Origin of the sequence: Thalassobaculum salexigens DSM 19539 (genome assembly GCF_000423805.1) — a bacterium.
Taxonomy (GTDB): domain Bacteria; phylum Pseudomonadota; class Alphaproteobacteria; order Thalassobaculales; family Thalassobaculaceae; genus Thalassobaculum; species Thalassobaculum litoreum.
In genome coordinates, this window is the sequence record NZ_KE384093.1 from 685652 (window position 1) to 700641 (window position 14990).

Annotated in this window: 13 protein-coding genes; 4 read left to right on the forward strand and 9 right to left on the reverse strand. The window is 66.9% G+C overall.

Annotated elements, in window-relative coordinates:
• Nucleotides 1-6 precede the first annotated feature (6 nt).
• From G578_RS0107535 to G578_RS0107545, 3 genes are all read left to right on the forward strand, one after another.
• Nucleotides 7-1107: a mandelate racemase/muconate lactonizing enzyme family protein gene (locus tag G578_RS0107535; RefSeq protein ID WP_028793716.1), complete on the forward strand. Its 1101-nt coding sequence runs from the start codon at nucleotides 7-9 to the stop codon at nucleotides 1105-1107.
• Between the two features lie 81 nt (nucleotides 1108-1188).
• Complete coding sequence (locus G578_RS0107540; protein WP_038013845.1) at nucleotides 1189-2397, forward strand: CaiB/BaiF CoA transferase family protein; 1209 nt, start codon at nucleotides 1189-1191, stop codon at nucleotides 2395-2397.
• Nucleotides 2397-3293: an HpcH/HpaI aldolase/citrate lyase family protein gene (locus G578_RS0107545; RefSeq protein ID WP_028793718.1), complete on the forward strand. Its 897-nt coding sequence runs from the start codon at nucleotides 2397-2399 to the stop codon at nucleotides 3291-3293. The genes G578_RS0107540 and G578_RS0107545 overlap by 1 nt, the downstream gene beginning before the upstream one ends.
• A gap of 69 nt (nucleotides 3294-3362) precedes the next feature.
• On the opposite strand, the gene G578_RS0107550 is transcribed toward G578_RS0107545, so the two are convergent.
• The 6 genes from G578_RS0107550 to G578_RS0107575 all read right to left on the reverse strand — a co-directional run bounded on the left by G578_RS0107550 (nucleotide 3363) and on the right by G578_RS0107575 (nucleotide 9273).
• Nucleotides 3363-3719 (reverse strand): DMT family protein, encoded by a 357-nt coding sequence (locus tag G578_RS0107550; RefSeq protein WP_245565575.1) that lies wholly within the window; start codon nucleotides 3717-3719, stop codon nucleotides 3363-3365.
• A gap of 111 nt (nucleotides 3720-3830) precedes the next feature.
• A complete protein-coding gene (locus G578_RS25250; RefSeq protein ID WP_051244248.1) occupies nucleotides 3831-4757 on the reverse strand; it encodes a class I SAM-dependent DNA methyltransferase in 927 nt (308 codons plus the stop codon).
• Between the two features lie 291 nt (nucleotides 4758-5048).
• Nucleotides 5049-5741: a class I SAM-dependent methyltransferase gene (locus tag G578_RS25255; RefSeq protein ID WP_084618747.1), complete on the reverse strand. Its 693-nt coding sequence runs from the start codon at nucleotides 5739-5741 to the stop codon at nucleotides 5049-5051.
• 5 nt (nucleotides 5742-5746) lie between these two features.
• The gene (locus tag G578_RS0107565; protein WP_028793720.1) at nucleotides 5747-6961 is read right to left on the reverse strand and encodes a BtaA family protein; all 1215 of its coding nucleotides are present in this window, start codon (nucleotides 6959-6961) and stop codon (nucleotides 5747-5749) included.
• A 128-nt stretch (nucleotides 6962-7089) separates the two neighbouring features.
• Nucleotides 7090-7476 (reverse strand): hypothetical protein, encoded by a 387-nt coding sequence (locus G578_RS0107570; RefSeq protein ID WP_028793721.1) that lies wholly within the window; start codon nucleotides 7474-7476, stop codon nucleotides 7090-7092.
• A gap of 195 nt (nucleotides 7477-7671) precedes the next feature.
• On the reverse strand, nucleotides 7672-9273 hold the full coding sequence (locus G578_RS0107575; protein WP_028793722.1) for an ABC transporter substrate-binding protein: 1602 nt from the start codon (nucleotides 9271-9273) through the stop codon (nucleotides 7672-7674).
• A 237-nt stretch (nucleotides 9274-9510) separates the two neighbouring features.
• Between G578_RS0107575 and ettA the strand changes: the two genes are divergently transcribed.
• Nucleotides 9511-11193, forward strand: coding sequence for an energy-dependent translational throttle protein EttA (gene ettA, locus G578_RS0107580; RefSeq protein WP_028793723.1), 1683 nt, complete (start codon nucleotides 9511-9513; stop codon nucleotides 11191-11193).
• 259 nt (nucleotides 11194-11452) lie between these two features.
• On the opposite strand, the gene G578_RS0107585 is transcribed toward ettA, so the two are convergent.
• The 3 genes from G578_RS0107585 to G578_RS0107595 all read right to left on the reverse strand — a co-directional run bounded on the left by G578_RS0107585 (nucleotide 11453) and on the right by G578_RS0107595 (nucleotide 14872).
• Nucleotides 11453-12076: an MlaC/ttg2D family ABC transporter substrate-binding protein gene (locus G578_RS0107585; RefSeq protein ID WP_084618748.1), complete on the reverse strand. Its 624-nt coding sequence runs from the start codon at nucleotides 12074-12076 to the stop codon at nucleotides 11453-11455.
• 92 nt (nucleotides 12077-12168) lie between these two features.
• Nucleotides 12169-12939, reverse strand: coding sequence for an MlaA family lipoprotein (locus G578_RS0107590; protein WP_245565576.1), 771 nt, complete (start codon nucleotides 12937-12939; stop codon nucleotides 12169-12171).
• 244 nt (nucleotides 12940-13183) lie between these two features.
• A complete protein-coding gene (locus tag G578_RS0107595) occupies nucleotides 13184-14872 on the reverse strand; it encodes a tetratricopeptide repeat protein (RefSeq protein ID WP_139189093.1) in 1689 nt (562 codons plus the stop codon).
• Between the last annotated feature and the right edge of the window lie 118 nt (nucleotides 14873-14990).

Consider the following 14990-nt stretch of genomic DNA (forward strand, 5'->3'; position numbering starts at 1 on the left):
ACCCCCGTGAAGATCACCGGCCTGCGCACCCGCGCCATCGAGATTCCGTTCGACAAACCGATCGGCACCGCCATCCATCGCATCGAGGGAGTGGCCGGCCTGCTGGTCTGGCTCGACACCGACGAGGGCATCACCGGGGAAAGCTATCTCTGGGCCATCGGCGCCCACCGCCTGCCGGTGCTCGACGCCATCACCCGGATGCTGGGCGAGCGGATGATCGGCAAGGACCCGCGCGACACCACCGCCCGGTTCGACGAGATGTGGGGCGAGATCAACTTCCTCGGCCATAAGGGCGTGTCGCTGTTCGGCATCGCCGCGATCGACTGGGCCTGCTGGGACATCCTCGGCCAGTCGCTCGGCGCCTCGGTGTCCCGCCTGCTCGGCCGCCGGCGCGACCGGGTGCGGACCTATGCCTCGGGCGGGCTCTGGGCGTCGATGACGATCCCCGAACTCCAGGCCCAGGCCCGCGACTTCCTCGACCAGGGCTTCCAGGCCATGAAGATGCGCATCGGCAAGCCGGATATCGGCGAGGATATCGAGCGGGTCGCCGTCGTGCGCGACGCTATCGGACCGAAGGTGGACCTGATGGCGGACGCCAACCAGGGCCTGAGCGTCCCCCATGCCATCCGCCTCGGCCGGCGGCTGGAGGACTTCAACCTGGTCTGGTTCGAGGAGCCGGTGCAGGCCTACGACCTGGAGGGCTCGGCCCGGGTGGCCGCGGAGATCGACACGCCGATCGCCAGCGGCGAGACCGAATACGGCCGCTACGGTTTCCGCGACATGCTCGAGCGCAAGTCGGCCGACGTGCTGATGCCGGATCTGGAGCGGGTCGGCGGCATCACCGAATGGATCCGCGTCGCCAACATGGCGGCGTCCTACGACGTGCCGGTCAGCCCGCATCTGTTCACCGAGCATTGCCTGCAGATCTGCGGCGCGGTGTCGAACATCAGCTACGCCGAGCACATGCCCTGGTTCCGGCCGCTGTTCAGCGAGCAGGTTGAGCTGGTGGACGGCGACCTGCTGATCCCCGACGTGCCGGGTCTGGGCTTCCGGTTCGATCCGGATGCGGTGGAAAGGTATGCACTGGACCGCCGGGCCCAGGGATGAAAAACATAAGCTGAAGAGATTGAGACGGGTCGGCGGGTTCTCCGCCGCCGCGATAATCCGGAATCTGGAGGAAATGGACGCATGAGTGGCGTCGAGAAGGAGTGGGTGGGCGACGTTCCCGGCGCCCTGGATGGAATTCGTGTCCTCGACATGTCGCGCCTGGTCGCGGGCAACGCGGTGACCCATCTGCTGGCTGATCACGGGGCCGAGGTCATCAAGATCGAGAAGCCGGACGGCGGCGACGACCTGCGGGCCTGGAACACCGCCGGGGTCACGACCCACTGGAAGGTGATCTGCCGCAACAAGAAGAGCGTGACCCTGAATTTCCGCCAGGAAGGCGCCATCGATCTGATGCTCGATCTGGTCGCCTCGGCGCGGGTGCTGGTGGAGAACTTCAAGCCCGGCACGCTGGAGAAGATGGGGCTCGGTCCGGACGTGCTGCTGGCGCGCAACCCTAACCTGATCATCATCCGGATCTCCGGCTGGGGTCAGGACGGGATGTGGTCGCATCGCCCGGGCTTTGGCTCGCTGGTCGAGGCGATGAGCGGGTTCGCCGCCATGAACGGCTTCGCCGACCGGCCGCCGGTGCTGCCGCCGCTGGCCCTGGCCGACATGATCGCCGGCCTCTACGGCGCCTTCTCCGCCATGGTCGCGATCCGCGAGATCGAGGTGAAGAACGGGCCGGGGCAGGTGATCGACCTGTCGCTGTTCGAGCCGGTCCATTCGGTGCTGGGCCCGATCGTCGCCAATTACGACCTCACGCAGACGGTCCCCGAACGCACCGGGTCGCTGTCGAACCAGTCGGCCCCGCGCAACGTCTACCGCTGCAAGGACGGCAAGTACGTGGCGCTCAGCGCGTCCATGCAGGCCATGGCGCAGCGGTTGCTGCGCACCATCGGCCGCGGCGATCTGGTGGACGACCCGAGGTTCCGCACCAATACCGACCGGGTCGCCAACCGCCACGAGCTGGACCCCATCGTCGGCGCCTTCATGGCCGAGCGGACCCAGGCGGAGAACCTGGCGATCTTCGAGGAGGCGGGCGTCACCGTGGGTGCGGTGCCGGATGTGGGCGAACTCGCCGAACATCCCTATCCGATCGACCGGGAGGCCATCGTCTCCATGCCGGATGCCGATGCCGGACGGATCGCCATGCACAACGTGATCCCGCGCATGTCGGGCAGCCCGGCGCAGCTCCGCACGCCGGCGCCGGAACTGGGCGAGCACAACGAGGAAATCTGGCCCGCACTCGGCCACGAAACCGATGCCCTGCGGGCGAAAGGACTGATCTGATGACCGCTGAATCTTCCCGCGCGGCACCTCTGTGGCGGTCGCTGCTCTACGTCCCGGCCAATGCCGACCGCTTCGTCGCCAAGGCAGGCGAACGCGGTGCGGACGTGGTGATCCTCGATGTCGAGGACTCGATCCCGCCGGACCGCAAGGAAGAGGCACGGGCGGCTCTGCCGGGCTCCATCGCCACCGTGGCCAAGGCGGGGACGGTCGAGGTCATGGTCCGCATCAACCGGCCCTGGCGGCTGGCGATCGCCGACCTGGAGGCCGCCGTGATCCCGGGCCTGGACGCGCTCTGCCTGCCCAAGGTGGACAGCGCCGACCATATCCGCGCCATCGACGAGGTGGTCGGCGAGCTGGAGGCCGAGCGGGGCCTGCCGGTCGGCCATGTGCGCTATGCCGTGCTGGTGGAGACCGCCAAGGGCGTGCACGAGGCCCGGGCCATCGCCAAGGCCAGCCCGCGGGTGGCGGCGATCACCCTGGGGGGCGAGGACATGGCCGCCGATCTCGGCCTGCCGGAGCCTGACCCCGCCGTGCTCGATCCCTATGATGCGCTGGTGCGGCTGGCGGCGCGGGAGGCGGGCATCATCCCGCTCGGCTATCCCGGTTCGATCGCCGAGTTCAGCGATCTCGACGCCTTCCGCCGCGGCGCGGAGCAGGGACGGCGCAACGGCTCGGAAGGCGGGATGGGCATCCACCCGGCGCAGATCCCGGTGCTGAACGCCGCCTTCACGCCGAGCGAGGAGGAGATCGCCAATGCCGAGGGTCTGCTCGCGGCCTTCAAGGACGCGCTGGCCCAGGGCAAGGGCGCGGTGGCCTACAAGGGTAAGATGATCGACAAGCCGATCGTCGACCGCGCCGAGCGGATCATGGCGGTGGCCGCGCGGCTGAAACGGTAGGCGACTTCCCCGCATCCCCCTCTCGTCTTCCCGGCGCAAGGTCAGGAAGACGAGAGGGGGAGGGCACCGTCACCCCCAGGGCTTGAAGAACACCAGCGCCGCGCCGCCGGCGATCATCGCCAGGCCGAGGAGCTGACTCGGGGCGATGCTCTCCTTCAGGTACAGGAAGGAGAACGCCACGAAGACGGCGATGGTGATGATCTCCTGGATCGTCTTGAGCTGAGCGGCGCTGTAGACCCCGTGGCCGATCCGGTTGGCCGGCACCGCCAGACAGTATTCCGCCAGCGCGATGCCCCAGCTCACCAGGATCACGACGAGCAGCGGCGTGGCCTTGAACTTCAGGTGGCCGTACCAGGCGAGGGTCATGAAGACGTTGGACGCCACCAGCATCAGCGGCGGCAGCAGATAGCTCATGGTCGGGGTCACGCGGGTCTCCGGGGATCATGGCGGCCGCCTCCGGCCGTCCGGGGAAGGAACACGCCCCAGCATACGCCGCGCGGCGGCTCGATTTCGACGCGAGACCGCGGGGACGTACGGTCAGGAGCTGATCCTGGGCTCCGGATCCAGCTCGCCCGACCCGGCCGCCACGACCGCGCCGTCGGCCGGACGCTGCACGGTGAAGACATGCGCCGACAGCGGCTTGCCTGCCTCCAGGCGCAGGACCTCGGTGCGCTGGTCGAGCACGGTCAGCCGGGCCGCCGCCGCCATCGCCCGCACGTACTCGGCCGAATGGCCGTAGCGCAGGGTCGGCAGCAGGCGCATCACCTCGCGCTCGGCCGCGCCGGACGTGTCCAGCGCCTCCACGGTGAAGACGGCACGGCCACCGGAACGCAGGGCCAGGCCGAGACCGGTCATGACCTGATCCAGCGCGCCCACATAGTTCAGCACATCGACGGCGACGATCCAGTCGTAGAGCCGCGGCGGGTCGAACAGGAAGGCGGCGACGTCGCCCTGGTACAGGCCGTCATAGATTTTCTTCGCCCGCGCCTTCTCCAGCATGCCGTCCGACAGGTCGATGCCGTCGAGCCAGGCGCAGTGCACGCGCAGGCGTTCGCCGACCAGACCGGTGCCGCAGCCGAGATCCAGCACGCTGCCCAGGCCGTCCGGCCCGCCGGTGCCGATCAGCTCGGCCGCCAGGGCCGGCCCCCGATAGGCGAGATCCTGCAGCAGCGAGCGATCGAACCGGTCGGAGAAGTCGTCGAACAGCGCCCGGACATAGGGCGTCTGCGTCATGTCCGGCGCCGGGGCTGCGCCGAGCAGGGCGAGATGGAGCATCGCCCCATGGCGGTCCGCATCGCTGAGGCCGAGATAGCGCCGGAAGCTGGCCACCGCCTCGTCCCGCAGGCCCAGCCTGGCCTGGGTCTCGCCGGTCAGGACGATCAGATCGGCCCAGTCCGGCGCCAGTTCCCGCGTCTGGTCGAGCAGCGACAGCGCGCCGGCCAGGTCGCCCTGGTCGATCAGCATGCGCGCATAACCGACGCGACGGTCGGCCCTGGGATCCCTGGATGTCATGATGTGAGCGACGGTACCTGCGCGCGCGGTCGGCGCGCCTGGGCTGCCCGACCCTCCGAAAAGCCTGAGATGACGAAACGTTTACTCCCAAGCGCCCCCGGCGGATAGGGCCTTTGCTGCGTATTCGGATCCGCTCAGGCGCATGGGTCGGGGCGACGCCCGGCATTGATGCTCGCGGCGTCATTCGCGGGGCTGCTGTCGGCCGTGGCGGCGATCCGATTGGAGCGCTGGCGGTAGGGCCGATCAGGGCAGGCGGCGCAGATCGGCGCGGAAGGCGTAGCCGCGGAAGATCGGCCGGATATCGACCTCGGCCCGCCCGGACGCCTTCAGCTCGCGCAGATAGCCGAGCAGCTCCGGGCGCACATGCACGCCGAACAGGTCGAGCCACCGGAACAGCATACCCCGGAACCAGCCGGGCAGGCCGGCCTGGTCGCCGAAATCGACGATATGGACACGGCCTCCCGGCTTCAGCGAGCGCAGGGCGTGCTCGATCGACCCTCGCCAGGGCGGGATCATCGACAGGGAATAGGAGAACACGATCCGGTCCAGCGGCTCGGTCAGCCCGAAGGCGGCGGCCGGGTCGAACTGCTCGGCGAAGCCGTGCACCAGCGGCAGGCGGCCGGCGAGCCCGGCGCGGTCTGCCTTGGCCCGGGCGGAGCGCAGCATCTCGGTCGACGCGTCCAGGCCCATCAGCCGGGCCTGCGGGTATCGCCGGGCCATCAGCACCAGGTTGCGCCCGGTGCCGCAGCCGATCTCGCACACCGTCTCTCCCGGGTTCAGGTCCAGCTCGGCGATGAGCTGGTCGCGACCCAGGAGATAATAGGCGCGGCTCAGGTCATAGATATGGCGCTGCAGGCGGTACATGTCGTCCATCTTGCGATGGACGACACTGGTATCGCCGCCGGTCCCGTCCTGGCCGCGGACATCGTCCGCCATGCTGGTCAGTCCTTGAGCGTGTACAGGTGGAAGCCGCCATAGATCGACGAGCGGTCGGCGGCGGTGTGCAGCTTGCTCTCGGCCTCGTGGTACTGGAAGCGGTCGAGCATCTCGTTGGGGATGCGGCCCGGCAGGATGCTGTCCTCGCCGGCGGTGCGGAAGATCACCCGGGTCCCCGGCTTGGCGGTGCGCAGGATCTCGCCCCACAGCTCGTTGAGCTGCTCCGTCGTCATCCAGTCCTGGGCGTCGAGCAGCACGTAGCGGTCCAGCGACTGATCCGGCTGGGTCTCCAGGTAGGAGGTCACCGAAGTCTGCTTGAACTCCACCCGGTCGAGCTTGGTCTGCAGCTCGTCGTAGTGATGCTCCTGCAGGTAGCGCGGCACGGCGATGCGGTCGACCTTGTCGTAGCCGCGGCCGAAGGCCTGCCAGGCGAAGTAGTTGTCGGTGAACGGGAAGTCGCAGGCCAGCCGTTCCAGCCGGGAGCGCATCAGCCCGGCCATGTTGCCGCCTGAGGAGGCGGACAGCTCCTGGAACTGTGCCGGCGGGATGCCGAGGCCGAAATAGCTCACCGGCAGGCGGCAGATGGCTTTCATGACCGCCGTTTCGAAGATCGGCTCGATCAGCGTCTCGAACAGCCAGCGCTGCTCCGCCAGATTGCGCGCGGTCAGCAGACGCTTGGGGTTCTTGCCGCTCAGCCGGGCGACCAGATGCAGCAGGCCGATGAACCGGCCGAGCACCCCGTGCTTGTAGATGTTGCGGGCGAACAGGTTGATCCGCCGGCCGGTCAGGCCGCGGCGCATCCAGTAGGCATGGGTCTCGGGATCCAGATGATCGCGCACATGCTTGTGGAAGGCGCGCACGTTGCCCTTCTCGTCGGCATGGCCGAACAGCCGGAAGAACGACTCGTAGCTCGGCAGGTGCTTGAGCGCGGCGATCTTCAGGTGGCACAGCGCGATGTGGTGCGGATTGAGATCGACGGCGGTCACCCGCTCCGGGCTCTCGGTCAGATAGTTGAGAACGTTGCAGCCGCCGGACGCGATCGTGAGAATCCGGCTCTCCGGGGTCAGGCGCAGGGCCTTAAGGTCGACCTCCGGATCCTCCCAGATCTGCGGATACACCAGGCCGTGGAACATCACGATGAAGGCACGATCGAGCACGCCCCGCTTGGTGAAGCGGCGGTGGGGGGTCACGGCGTCCGACAGCAGGGGGTTCTTTTTCATCTCTCACGCCTCCAGGGATCGACGGCACACACTAGCCGAGACACGGGTTCACAGCGTCCGATCGAATGGCGATTTCATCAAATCTTCACGCCTGCCGCCATTCACCACGGAACACGGCCGTTTTCAGGCTATTTGCCGGGCGCTTTCGCGGTCTCGGGCTTCCCGGCAGCGCCGCCTTCGAGGGGATAGTACCCTATTCTGAGCGCGAATCGATTGCGGATCGACTCCAGCACCTTCTCGCTGTCCCGCGGCATCGGGATCTTGCGGTCGAGGGCGAAGAGGAGCAGGGCGCCGACGACTTCCTGGGGCTCGAACTTGACCTTGATCTCCACGCCGGAGTCCGGCAGCAGACGCAGCAGGCCGGTCGGGGGCGCCTCGCCGGCCACCCCGCCGACCGGGTCCGCTCCGACGACGGTTCCGATCGGCAGCTTGCGGCCGCTCTTCTGGCAGAACTTCACCAGGGCCTGCGCCGCCTCGTGCGGCGTGAAGACGATGAACCGGAACTCAGAGGGCATGGGAGGGCCTTCGTCGGGAAGCGGGCAGTCGAGCAAAGCTGTAGGGGACCGACGGTTAACGTCCCCATAACGCCGTCTGAAAAATGGCGGGGTGACGGCGGTTTCTGAATGCTTCGAGGGGGTAGCGTGAAAACGACCGCACCGACATCTCGAAGTGAGACGTCGGTGCGGAAGGTGTGGGACGTGCGGCCGCGATCAGTCGATCGAGACGTACCGCATGTCGAACTGGTTGTCGGCCCGCTGCTCCAGGGACACGTTGGCGCGCTTGCCCCAGGCCAGACCCTGCTGGTGCAGCGGGATGTAGCCCCGCTCGTTGTGCAGGATGGTGAAGGCTTCGCGGATCATCGCATCGCGCTTCTCCGCATCCGTCTCCGACAGGACCATATCGGTCAGCTCGTCGAAGCGGGCGTTGGAGTAGCCGCCGATGTTGAACTTGCCGCGGCCGCTCTCGTCCGGCGTGGCGATGATGTTGTACATCACGTTCCAGCTGTCGAACGAGCCCGGAGTCCAGCCCAGCAGATAGAAGCTGGTGTCGCGCTTCGGCGCCAGGATCTTGGCGAAGTACTGGGCCTTCGGCTGGGCCAGCAGGTTCACCTTCACATTGGCCCGGGCCAGCATCGCCACGACCGCCTGACAGATCGCCTCGTCGTTGACGTAGCGGTTGTTCGGGCAGTCCATGGTGACTTCGAAGCCGTCCGGATAGCCGGCGTCGGCCAGCAGCTTCTTGGCCATCTCGGCATCCGGCTCCAGCCGGGTGAACTCGTCCGAATGGGTGAACAGGAACGGCGAGATCATCAGGGCCGACGGGGTCGACAGGCCGCGCATCACCTTCTTCTGGATCAGCTCGACGTCGATCGCGCGGTAGAACGCCTCGCGGACGCGGGCGTCCTTGAACGGGTTCTTGCCCTTGATGTTGGAGTACAGAAGCTCGTCGCGCTCCTGGTCCATGCCCAGGAAAATCGTCCGCAGCTCGGGACCGGCCAGGACCTCGGCGTTGGGGTCGCTCTCGATGCGCTCCATGTCCTGCACCGGGACCGGATACATCATGTCGATCTCACCGGAGAGCAGAGCCGCGACGCGGGTCGCGTCCGAACCGATCGGGGTGAAGATGACCTCGGTCAGGTTGTGCTGCTTGTTCGCCGCATCCCACCAGCCCTCGTGAGGGACCAGGACGGTTTTAACGTCGGTCTCGCGCGACTGGATCATGAACGGCCCGGTGCCGTTGGCGTTCCGGGTGGCGTAGTTCTCGGTGCCGCCGGTGACGTCGGTCGGAGCCTCGGCGCCATTCGCCTCGGCCCATTCCTTGTCCATGATGTACCAGGTCGCCCACTCGTAGTGGAGGATCGGGTTCGGGGCCTCGGTGACGAAATCGACGGTGTAGTCGTCGACCTTGATGATGTCGGTCACGCCGGCAAGGCGGGTCTTCAGGTCCGAGCCGTCCTTGCGCACGCGCTCGGCCGAGAACAACACGTCGTCAGCGTTGAAATCGTTGCCGTTCTGGAACTTCACGCCCTGGCGCAGGTGGAAGCGCCACTTGGTCGGCTCCAGGATCTCCCAGCTCTCGGCCAGCCCCGGCTGAATTTCCAGCGACGAGGAGCGCCGGATCAGGCCCTCGTATACGTTGCCGAGCAGGCTGAGGGTGAAAGTTTCGTTCAGCGAGTAGGGATCAAGGGACTGGGCGTCACCCTGGAAGGCCCATTTGAATGTCTTGGCCTCGGCGAATGAGGCCGTCAGGAGCATAGCCCCGGCCCCCAGTCCAGCGATCAGGTATTGGGCGATTCCGCGTTTAGACTTCATAGTGGTTTTCTCCTCCATCCCCTGCTTAATGGTCGATCATAACCAGCGAACCTACCGTATGGAGAGAATGTCACCTATTCAAGCGGATGTCTGCATATTCGGGTACCGGGATCGGTCCGGTTTCGGGCGTCCGCGCCGCGGCAACCCGCGCGGCCCCACACCCGCATTGCCGCACCCCCGGCCTATGGGCTAGAACCGCCCCGTTCACACATCTTCGCCGTCAAAGGATCGTGCCGCATGGCCTCCTACCAGTACATCTATGTCATGAACGGGCTCTCCAAGGTCTATCCTGGAGGGCGCGAGGTGCTGAAGGACATCCGTCTGTCCTTCCTGCCCGGCGCCAAGATCGGCGTGCTCGGCGTCAACGGCGCCGGTAAGTCGACCCTGCTGAAAATCATGGCCGGCGTGGACACCGAATATAATGGCGAGGCCTGGGCCGCCGATGGGGTGAAGGTCGGCTACCTGTCGCAGGAGCCGCAGCTCGACACCGACACGGACGTCCAGGGCAACGTGATGCGCGGGCTCGGGCCGATCAAGGAACTGGTCGACCGCTTCAACGAGGTCAGCGCCCGCTTCGCCGAGGAAATGACCGACGACGAGATGACCGCCCTGCTGGCCGAACAGGCCGAGTTGCAGGAGCAGATCGACGCGGCCGACGCCTGGGACCTGGAGCGCAAGGTCAATATCGCCATGGACGCCCTGCGCTGCCCGCCGGGCGACGCGGACGTGAGCAAGCTGTCGGGCGGTGAGCGCCGCCGCGTGGCCCTGGCCCGCCTGCTGCTGTCGCAGCCCGACATGCTGCTGCTCGATGAGCCGACCAACCACCTGGACGCCGAGTCCGTCGCCTGGCTGCAGCGCATGCTCGCCGACTATGCCGGCACCGTCGTCACCGTGACCCACGATCGCTACTTCCTGGACGAGGTGGCGGGCTGGATCCTGGAGCTCGACCGCGGCCGCGGCATTCCCTACGAGGGCAACTATTCCGGCTGGCTGAAGCAGAAGCAGAAGCGGCTGGAGCAGGAGGGTCGCCAGGAAGTGGCGCGGATGCGCACCCTCAGCAACGAGCTGGAGTGGATCCAGCAGGGGGCGAAGGCCCGCCAGGCGAAGTCCAAGGCGCGCGTGCAGGCCTATGAGGAGCTGCTGGCCCAGAGCAAGGAGAAGGCGCCCGATACCGCCCAGATCGTCATCCCGGCCGGCCCCCGCCTTGGCGACGTGGTGATCGAGGCCGAGGGGCTGAGCAAGGCGTTCGGCGACCGGCTGCTGATCGAGGACCTGACCTTCAAGCTGCCGCCGGGCGGCATCGTCGGCGTGATCGGCCCGAACGGCGCCGGCAAGACCACCCTGTTCCGCATGATCACCGAGCAGGAGACGCCGGATGACGGCGTGATCCGGATCGGCGATACGGTGAAGCTCGGCTATGTCGACCAGAGCCGCGACAGCCTGGATGCGAACAAGACGGTCTGGGAGGAGATCTCCGACGGACTGGACGAGATCGACCTTGGCCGCCGCAAGATTCAGAGCCGCGCCTATTGCGGCCAGTTCAACTTCCGCGGCGGCGACCAGCAGAAGAAGGTCGGTCAGCTCTCCGGCGGTGAGCGCAACCGCGTGCACCTCGCCAAGATGCTGAAGTCCGGCGCCAACGTGCTGATGCTCGACGAGCCGACCAACGATTTGGACGTCGATACCCTGCGCGCGCTGGAAGAGGGCCTGCTCGAATTCGCCGGCTGCGCGGTGGTGATCAGCCACGATCGCTGGTTCCTGGACCGCGTCGCCACCCACATCCTGGCCTTCGAGGGCGACAGCCACGTGGAGTGGTTCGAGGGCAACTTCGAGGCCTACGAGGCCGACAAGAAGCGTCGCCTCGGCGAGGATTCCCTGCAGCCGCACCGCATCCGCTACAAGCCGGTGGTGCGCGCCTGATCCGGCCGGGGCTCATCGGAGCCGATTTCTTCAACGGGCGGGCCTTCGGGTCCGCCCGTTTCGCTTCGGGGGATGGACGGTTCGGTTCCCGTGGTTCCCTTCCAGGCGCTCCCTCTCCGGCGCTCTCTTCATACTCCCCGGAGTGAATCCGGGGAGTGTGTGGTGGGAAGAGGGACGGCTTCTCGCGCTCTCCTGAAACGCAAAGAGCCGGCCCAGGGCGATCCGGACCGGCTCTCGATGCTTCAGCAGTGGACAGGCGTCAGCCTCCGGACGACCTCAGGCCGGCCATCTGGCGGTTGAGCGCATCGATCAGCGCCTGGACCTTGCCGCCGTTGTTCTGGATCACCGAGGCGTATTCCTGACGCTGGGTGACGCTCATGCTCACCCCCTCGATCACGATGTCGACGATCTTCTTGCCGCCCTCGGTCTCGATCACCCGCCACTCCAGCCGGTATTCCTCGTTGCTGTTCGGGGAGACGATGCGGCTGGAAACGACGTCGAACCGGCCGTCCTCGCGGGTGCCGTCGATCACCAGCTTCTGGCCGCCATACTCGTCGAACCGGCGCGAGTAGGTGTAGATCATGTTCTCGGTGAAGGCCTTCAGATAGGCCTCCTGCTCCGCTTCGGTGGCGGTGCGCCAGTAGCGGCCCAGCAGGAACCGTCCGATGCCGGGCATGTCGAAATAATCCCGCACCAGCTTGCTGAACGCGTCGCGACGCTCCGCCGTGCTGACGTCCGCCGACACCAGGGCGATCGCCTTGTCCGCGAACTCTCCAACGAAGGCGCCGGCATCCGATGCCGCCCGGGCGGGGGCGGCCGGCCCGGCGGTCAGACCTCCGGCGATCAGAACAATGAGGGTCAAAGCCCGGAGAATACTGCCCATTTACCGATCCTCGCGTGTCAGTCGAGTTTGCGTGACGGCGTCAGTGCTGCAATGGTCGGAGCTGGCTGCGGGTGCAGGACCGGTCCGGGCCGTCAATCGATCGACCGGCTTCCGCTCTGTTCGATCGGCGCATTGGACGGCTGGTACTCCTCGAACTCGCCGGACGACGAGCCGCCGGCTGCCGCCATCGGCGGAGGAGTGTTGTTGCGGATCAACGCCTCCCGGCGCTGCTTGTAGATCGTGCGGACGCGGGCGTAGTAGTCGACCGACGTGGCCTTCAGGTCGTTGATCTGCTGGAAGTTCTGCGCCCGGAAATCGACCGCGCCCACAACCCGACGCGCGACCTGGAAGCGGAAGCGGGCGTCTTCGTCGTCACCGATATAGTTGATCGGATCCATGAAGTGATCGACCACGAGGCCGCCGGTGTCCCGCAGGTTGGAGGGGCCGAACAGCGGCAAAACGATATAAGGGCCGTCTTCCGCCCCCCAGACGGCGAGCGTCTGGCCGAAATCCTCCGGCCGTCGCTCCAGGCCGAGCCCGGTGGCACTGTCGACCATGCCGAACATCGGAGAGTTGGCGACGAAACGGGCGGCGTTGTGCTTCAGGCCGTCGAGATCGCCCTGCAGGGCGCTGTTGGCGATGTAGACCGGAGAGCTCAGCCAGTCGAGGAAGTTGCGCACGACCTCGCGGATCGGCGCCGGAACCACTTCCTTGTAGACGTAGGCGGTCGGCTGCAGCACCACCGTGTCGACGGCGTCGTTCACCGCGAAGACGAGACGGTTCGCCGGCTCGATCGGGTCGTAGACGGCACCGTCCTCGACGGTACCTTGCGACGCGCAACCGGCCAGCAAGAACAGGGCCAATGAGGTTCCAAACGTTACCCGACGCATCGAGGCCTAGCCCTTTCCATCCGCGCGGCTCAGATCCACGCCTATTTACACTGCAAGCGAACCAATGTCGCCACCGTCGATCTCGACGCGACTGCTCCCAGCGACGTTCAATTCGAGTATCACAAGGTGATTTCGTTTGCCAGTCTGCGGCAGGGCAGCGCCAAGGCTTAGGCGGGGGTGTTGCAGAAATGTCGCGTTTTCCGCAAGTATTTGTGGGTTACCTCACTCGACGTGCAAGGCCGTGCGCTTTGCGCTGCCATTCCACTGCACCCACCGCTCGATAAAGTCGCCCGGCCTGCACCAAAAGTGCCGCGGCGGTGGCGTTGTCCCGGTTGACGGCCAGCAGCCCGATCTGCAGCGCGGCGTCGGCCTCGGCCAGCCGGTCGCCGACGCTCTGGAACAGGATGCGGGCCTCGGCATAGGCCTCCTGCGCCTGCTGAAGGCGTCCCTGGGCGGCCTCAAGATCGCCGATCGCCCGCACGGCCGTGCCCTCGCCATGGGGGTCGTTGAGCTTGTGGTACATGCCGCGCACCTGGGCGTAATCGACCCGGGCCCGGTCGAAGTTCTCCATCAGCATGTCCAACTGGCCGATGTCCATCAGCGCCTGGGCCGCGTCGCGGGCGCCGCCGGCATTCTGGTAGTGGCCGTAGGCTTCCTTCAGGACCTCGCGGGCGGACCGCTTCTGATCGCGGGCGATATCGACATGCCCGCGTCCCTTCTGGGCGTCGGCGAGGATCAGAAGGTCGTTGGAACTCTTCGACTGGGCGATCACCCGGTCGAACAGGTTGCGGGCGTCTTCCAGGTTCCCGGCCATGCGCTCCATCTCGCCCAGGCCGATCATGATGCGGCTTTCGTTGTCCCGCTCGCCGGTTTCCACGAACAGGTTGCGCGCGGAGGTGCCGTTGCTGCGGGCCCATTCGAAGCGGATTCGGGCGCGCCGGGTATCGCCCCGGCCGGCGATCAGCTCGCTGTTGCCGACGCGGCGGCCGGCCTGTTTGAAGCGCAGGCAGGCTTCCAGGGCGGTCTCGCGGGCGTCGTTGCCGCGCTGCATCCGTCGGTAGGCGTCGGAGAGACAGAGCCGCACCATGCCTTCGCCCACGTAATCGCCGGTGCGCCGGTACAGGGCGAGCGCGCGCTCGAAACGGTTCTGCGCCTCGGCCATGTTGCGCTCCTGGCGGAACACTTCGCCTCGGGAATAGAGCGCGTGGGCCTCGCCGATCCGGTCCCCGACCTGGCTGAACAGGAATCGGGCCTGGTCCAGATGGCTGCCGCCTTCCTCGTTCTTCGACAGTCTTATGCAGGCCTCGCCCAACCCCATGAGGGCACCGGCCTCGCCGAACCGGTCGATATCGGCGGAGAAGGCCCGGCGTGCGTCCTCGAACTGCTGACGGGCGGCCTCGTAGCTGCGCCGCTGCAGGTTCATGGAGGCGAGGCCGACAAGCGCCCGGCCCTCGCTGCGCACGTCCTTGAGGTCCTTGGCGCCGGTCTCGGCGGCTCTGTAGTGGCCTTCGGCGGTCTCGTATTCGCCGGTCTCGGCGGCCAGATCCGCCTGGCTCAGTTTGACCAGGATCTCTCCGGCCCGGTCCTTGACCTCGCGGAACAGATTGGACGCCTCGTTGAAGTTCTTGCGGGCGTCGTCGGCGAGGCCGCTGAGCCGGAACCCCTCGCCCTGGGCCCAGAGCCGGCCGGCGGAGGCGCCGGGTCCGGTGGACAGCATGCCGCCGGAGCGCATCGCCTGAACGCCGCCGGCGCGCTTGATGTCGCGCCCGATCCACCAGTCGATGGCGATCACGATCAAGCCGATCAACCCGACCGTCAGCGCCGCCATGTGCTGGAAGTTGATGTTGCTGTCGATCGTGAAGATGTAGCTCACGCCCGCCGCGAACAGCGTGAGCGCGAACAGCACCAATCGGCGACGGAGAGCGCCCAGGTTCCCGCGTCTGCGGGCACTGTTGATAGCTCTCACCGTCCGATGTCCCTGTTGTTGAGCGTCGTCGCTGCTGAAACGCCTGCGCCGGGCTGAC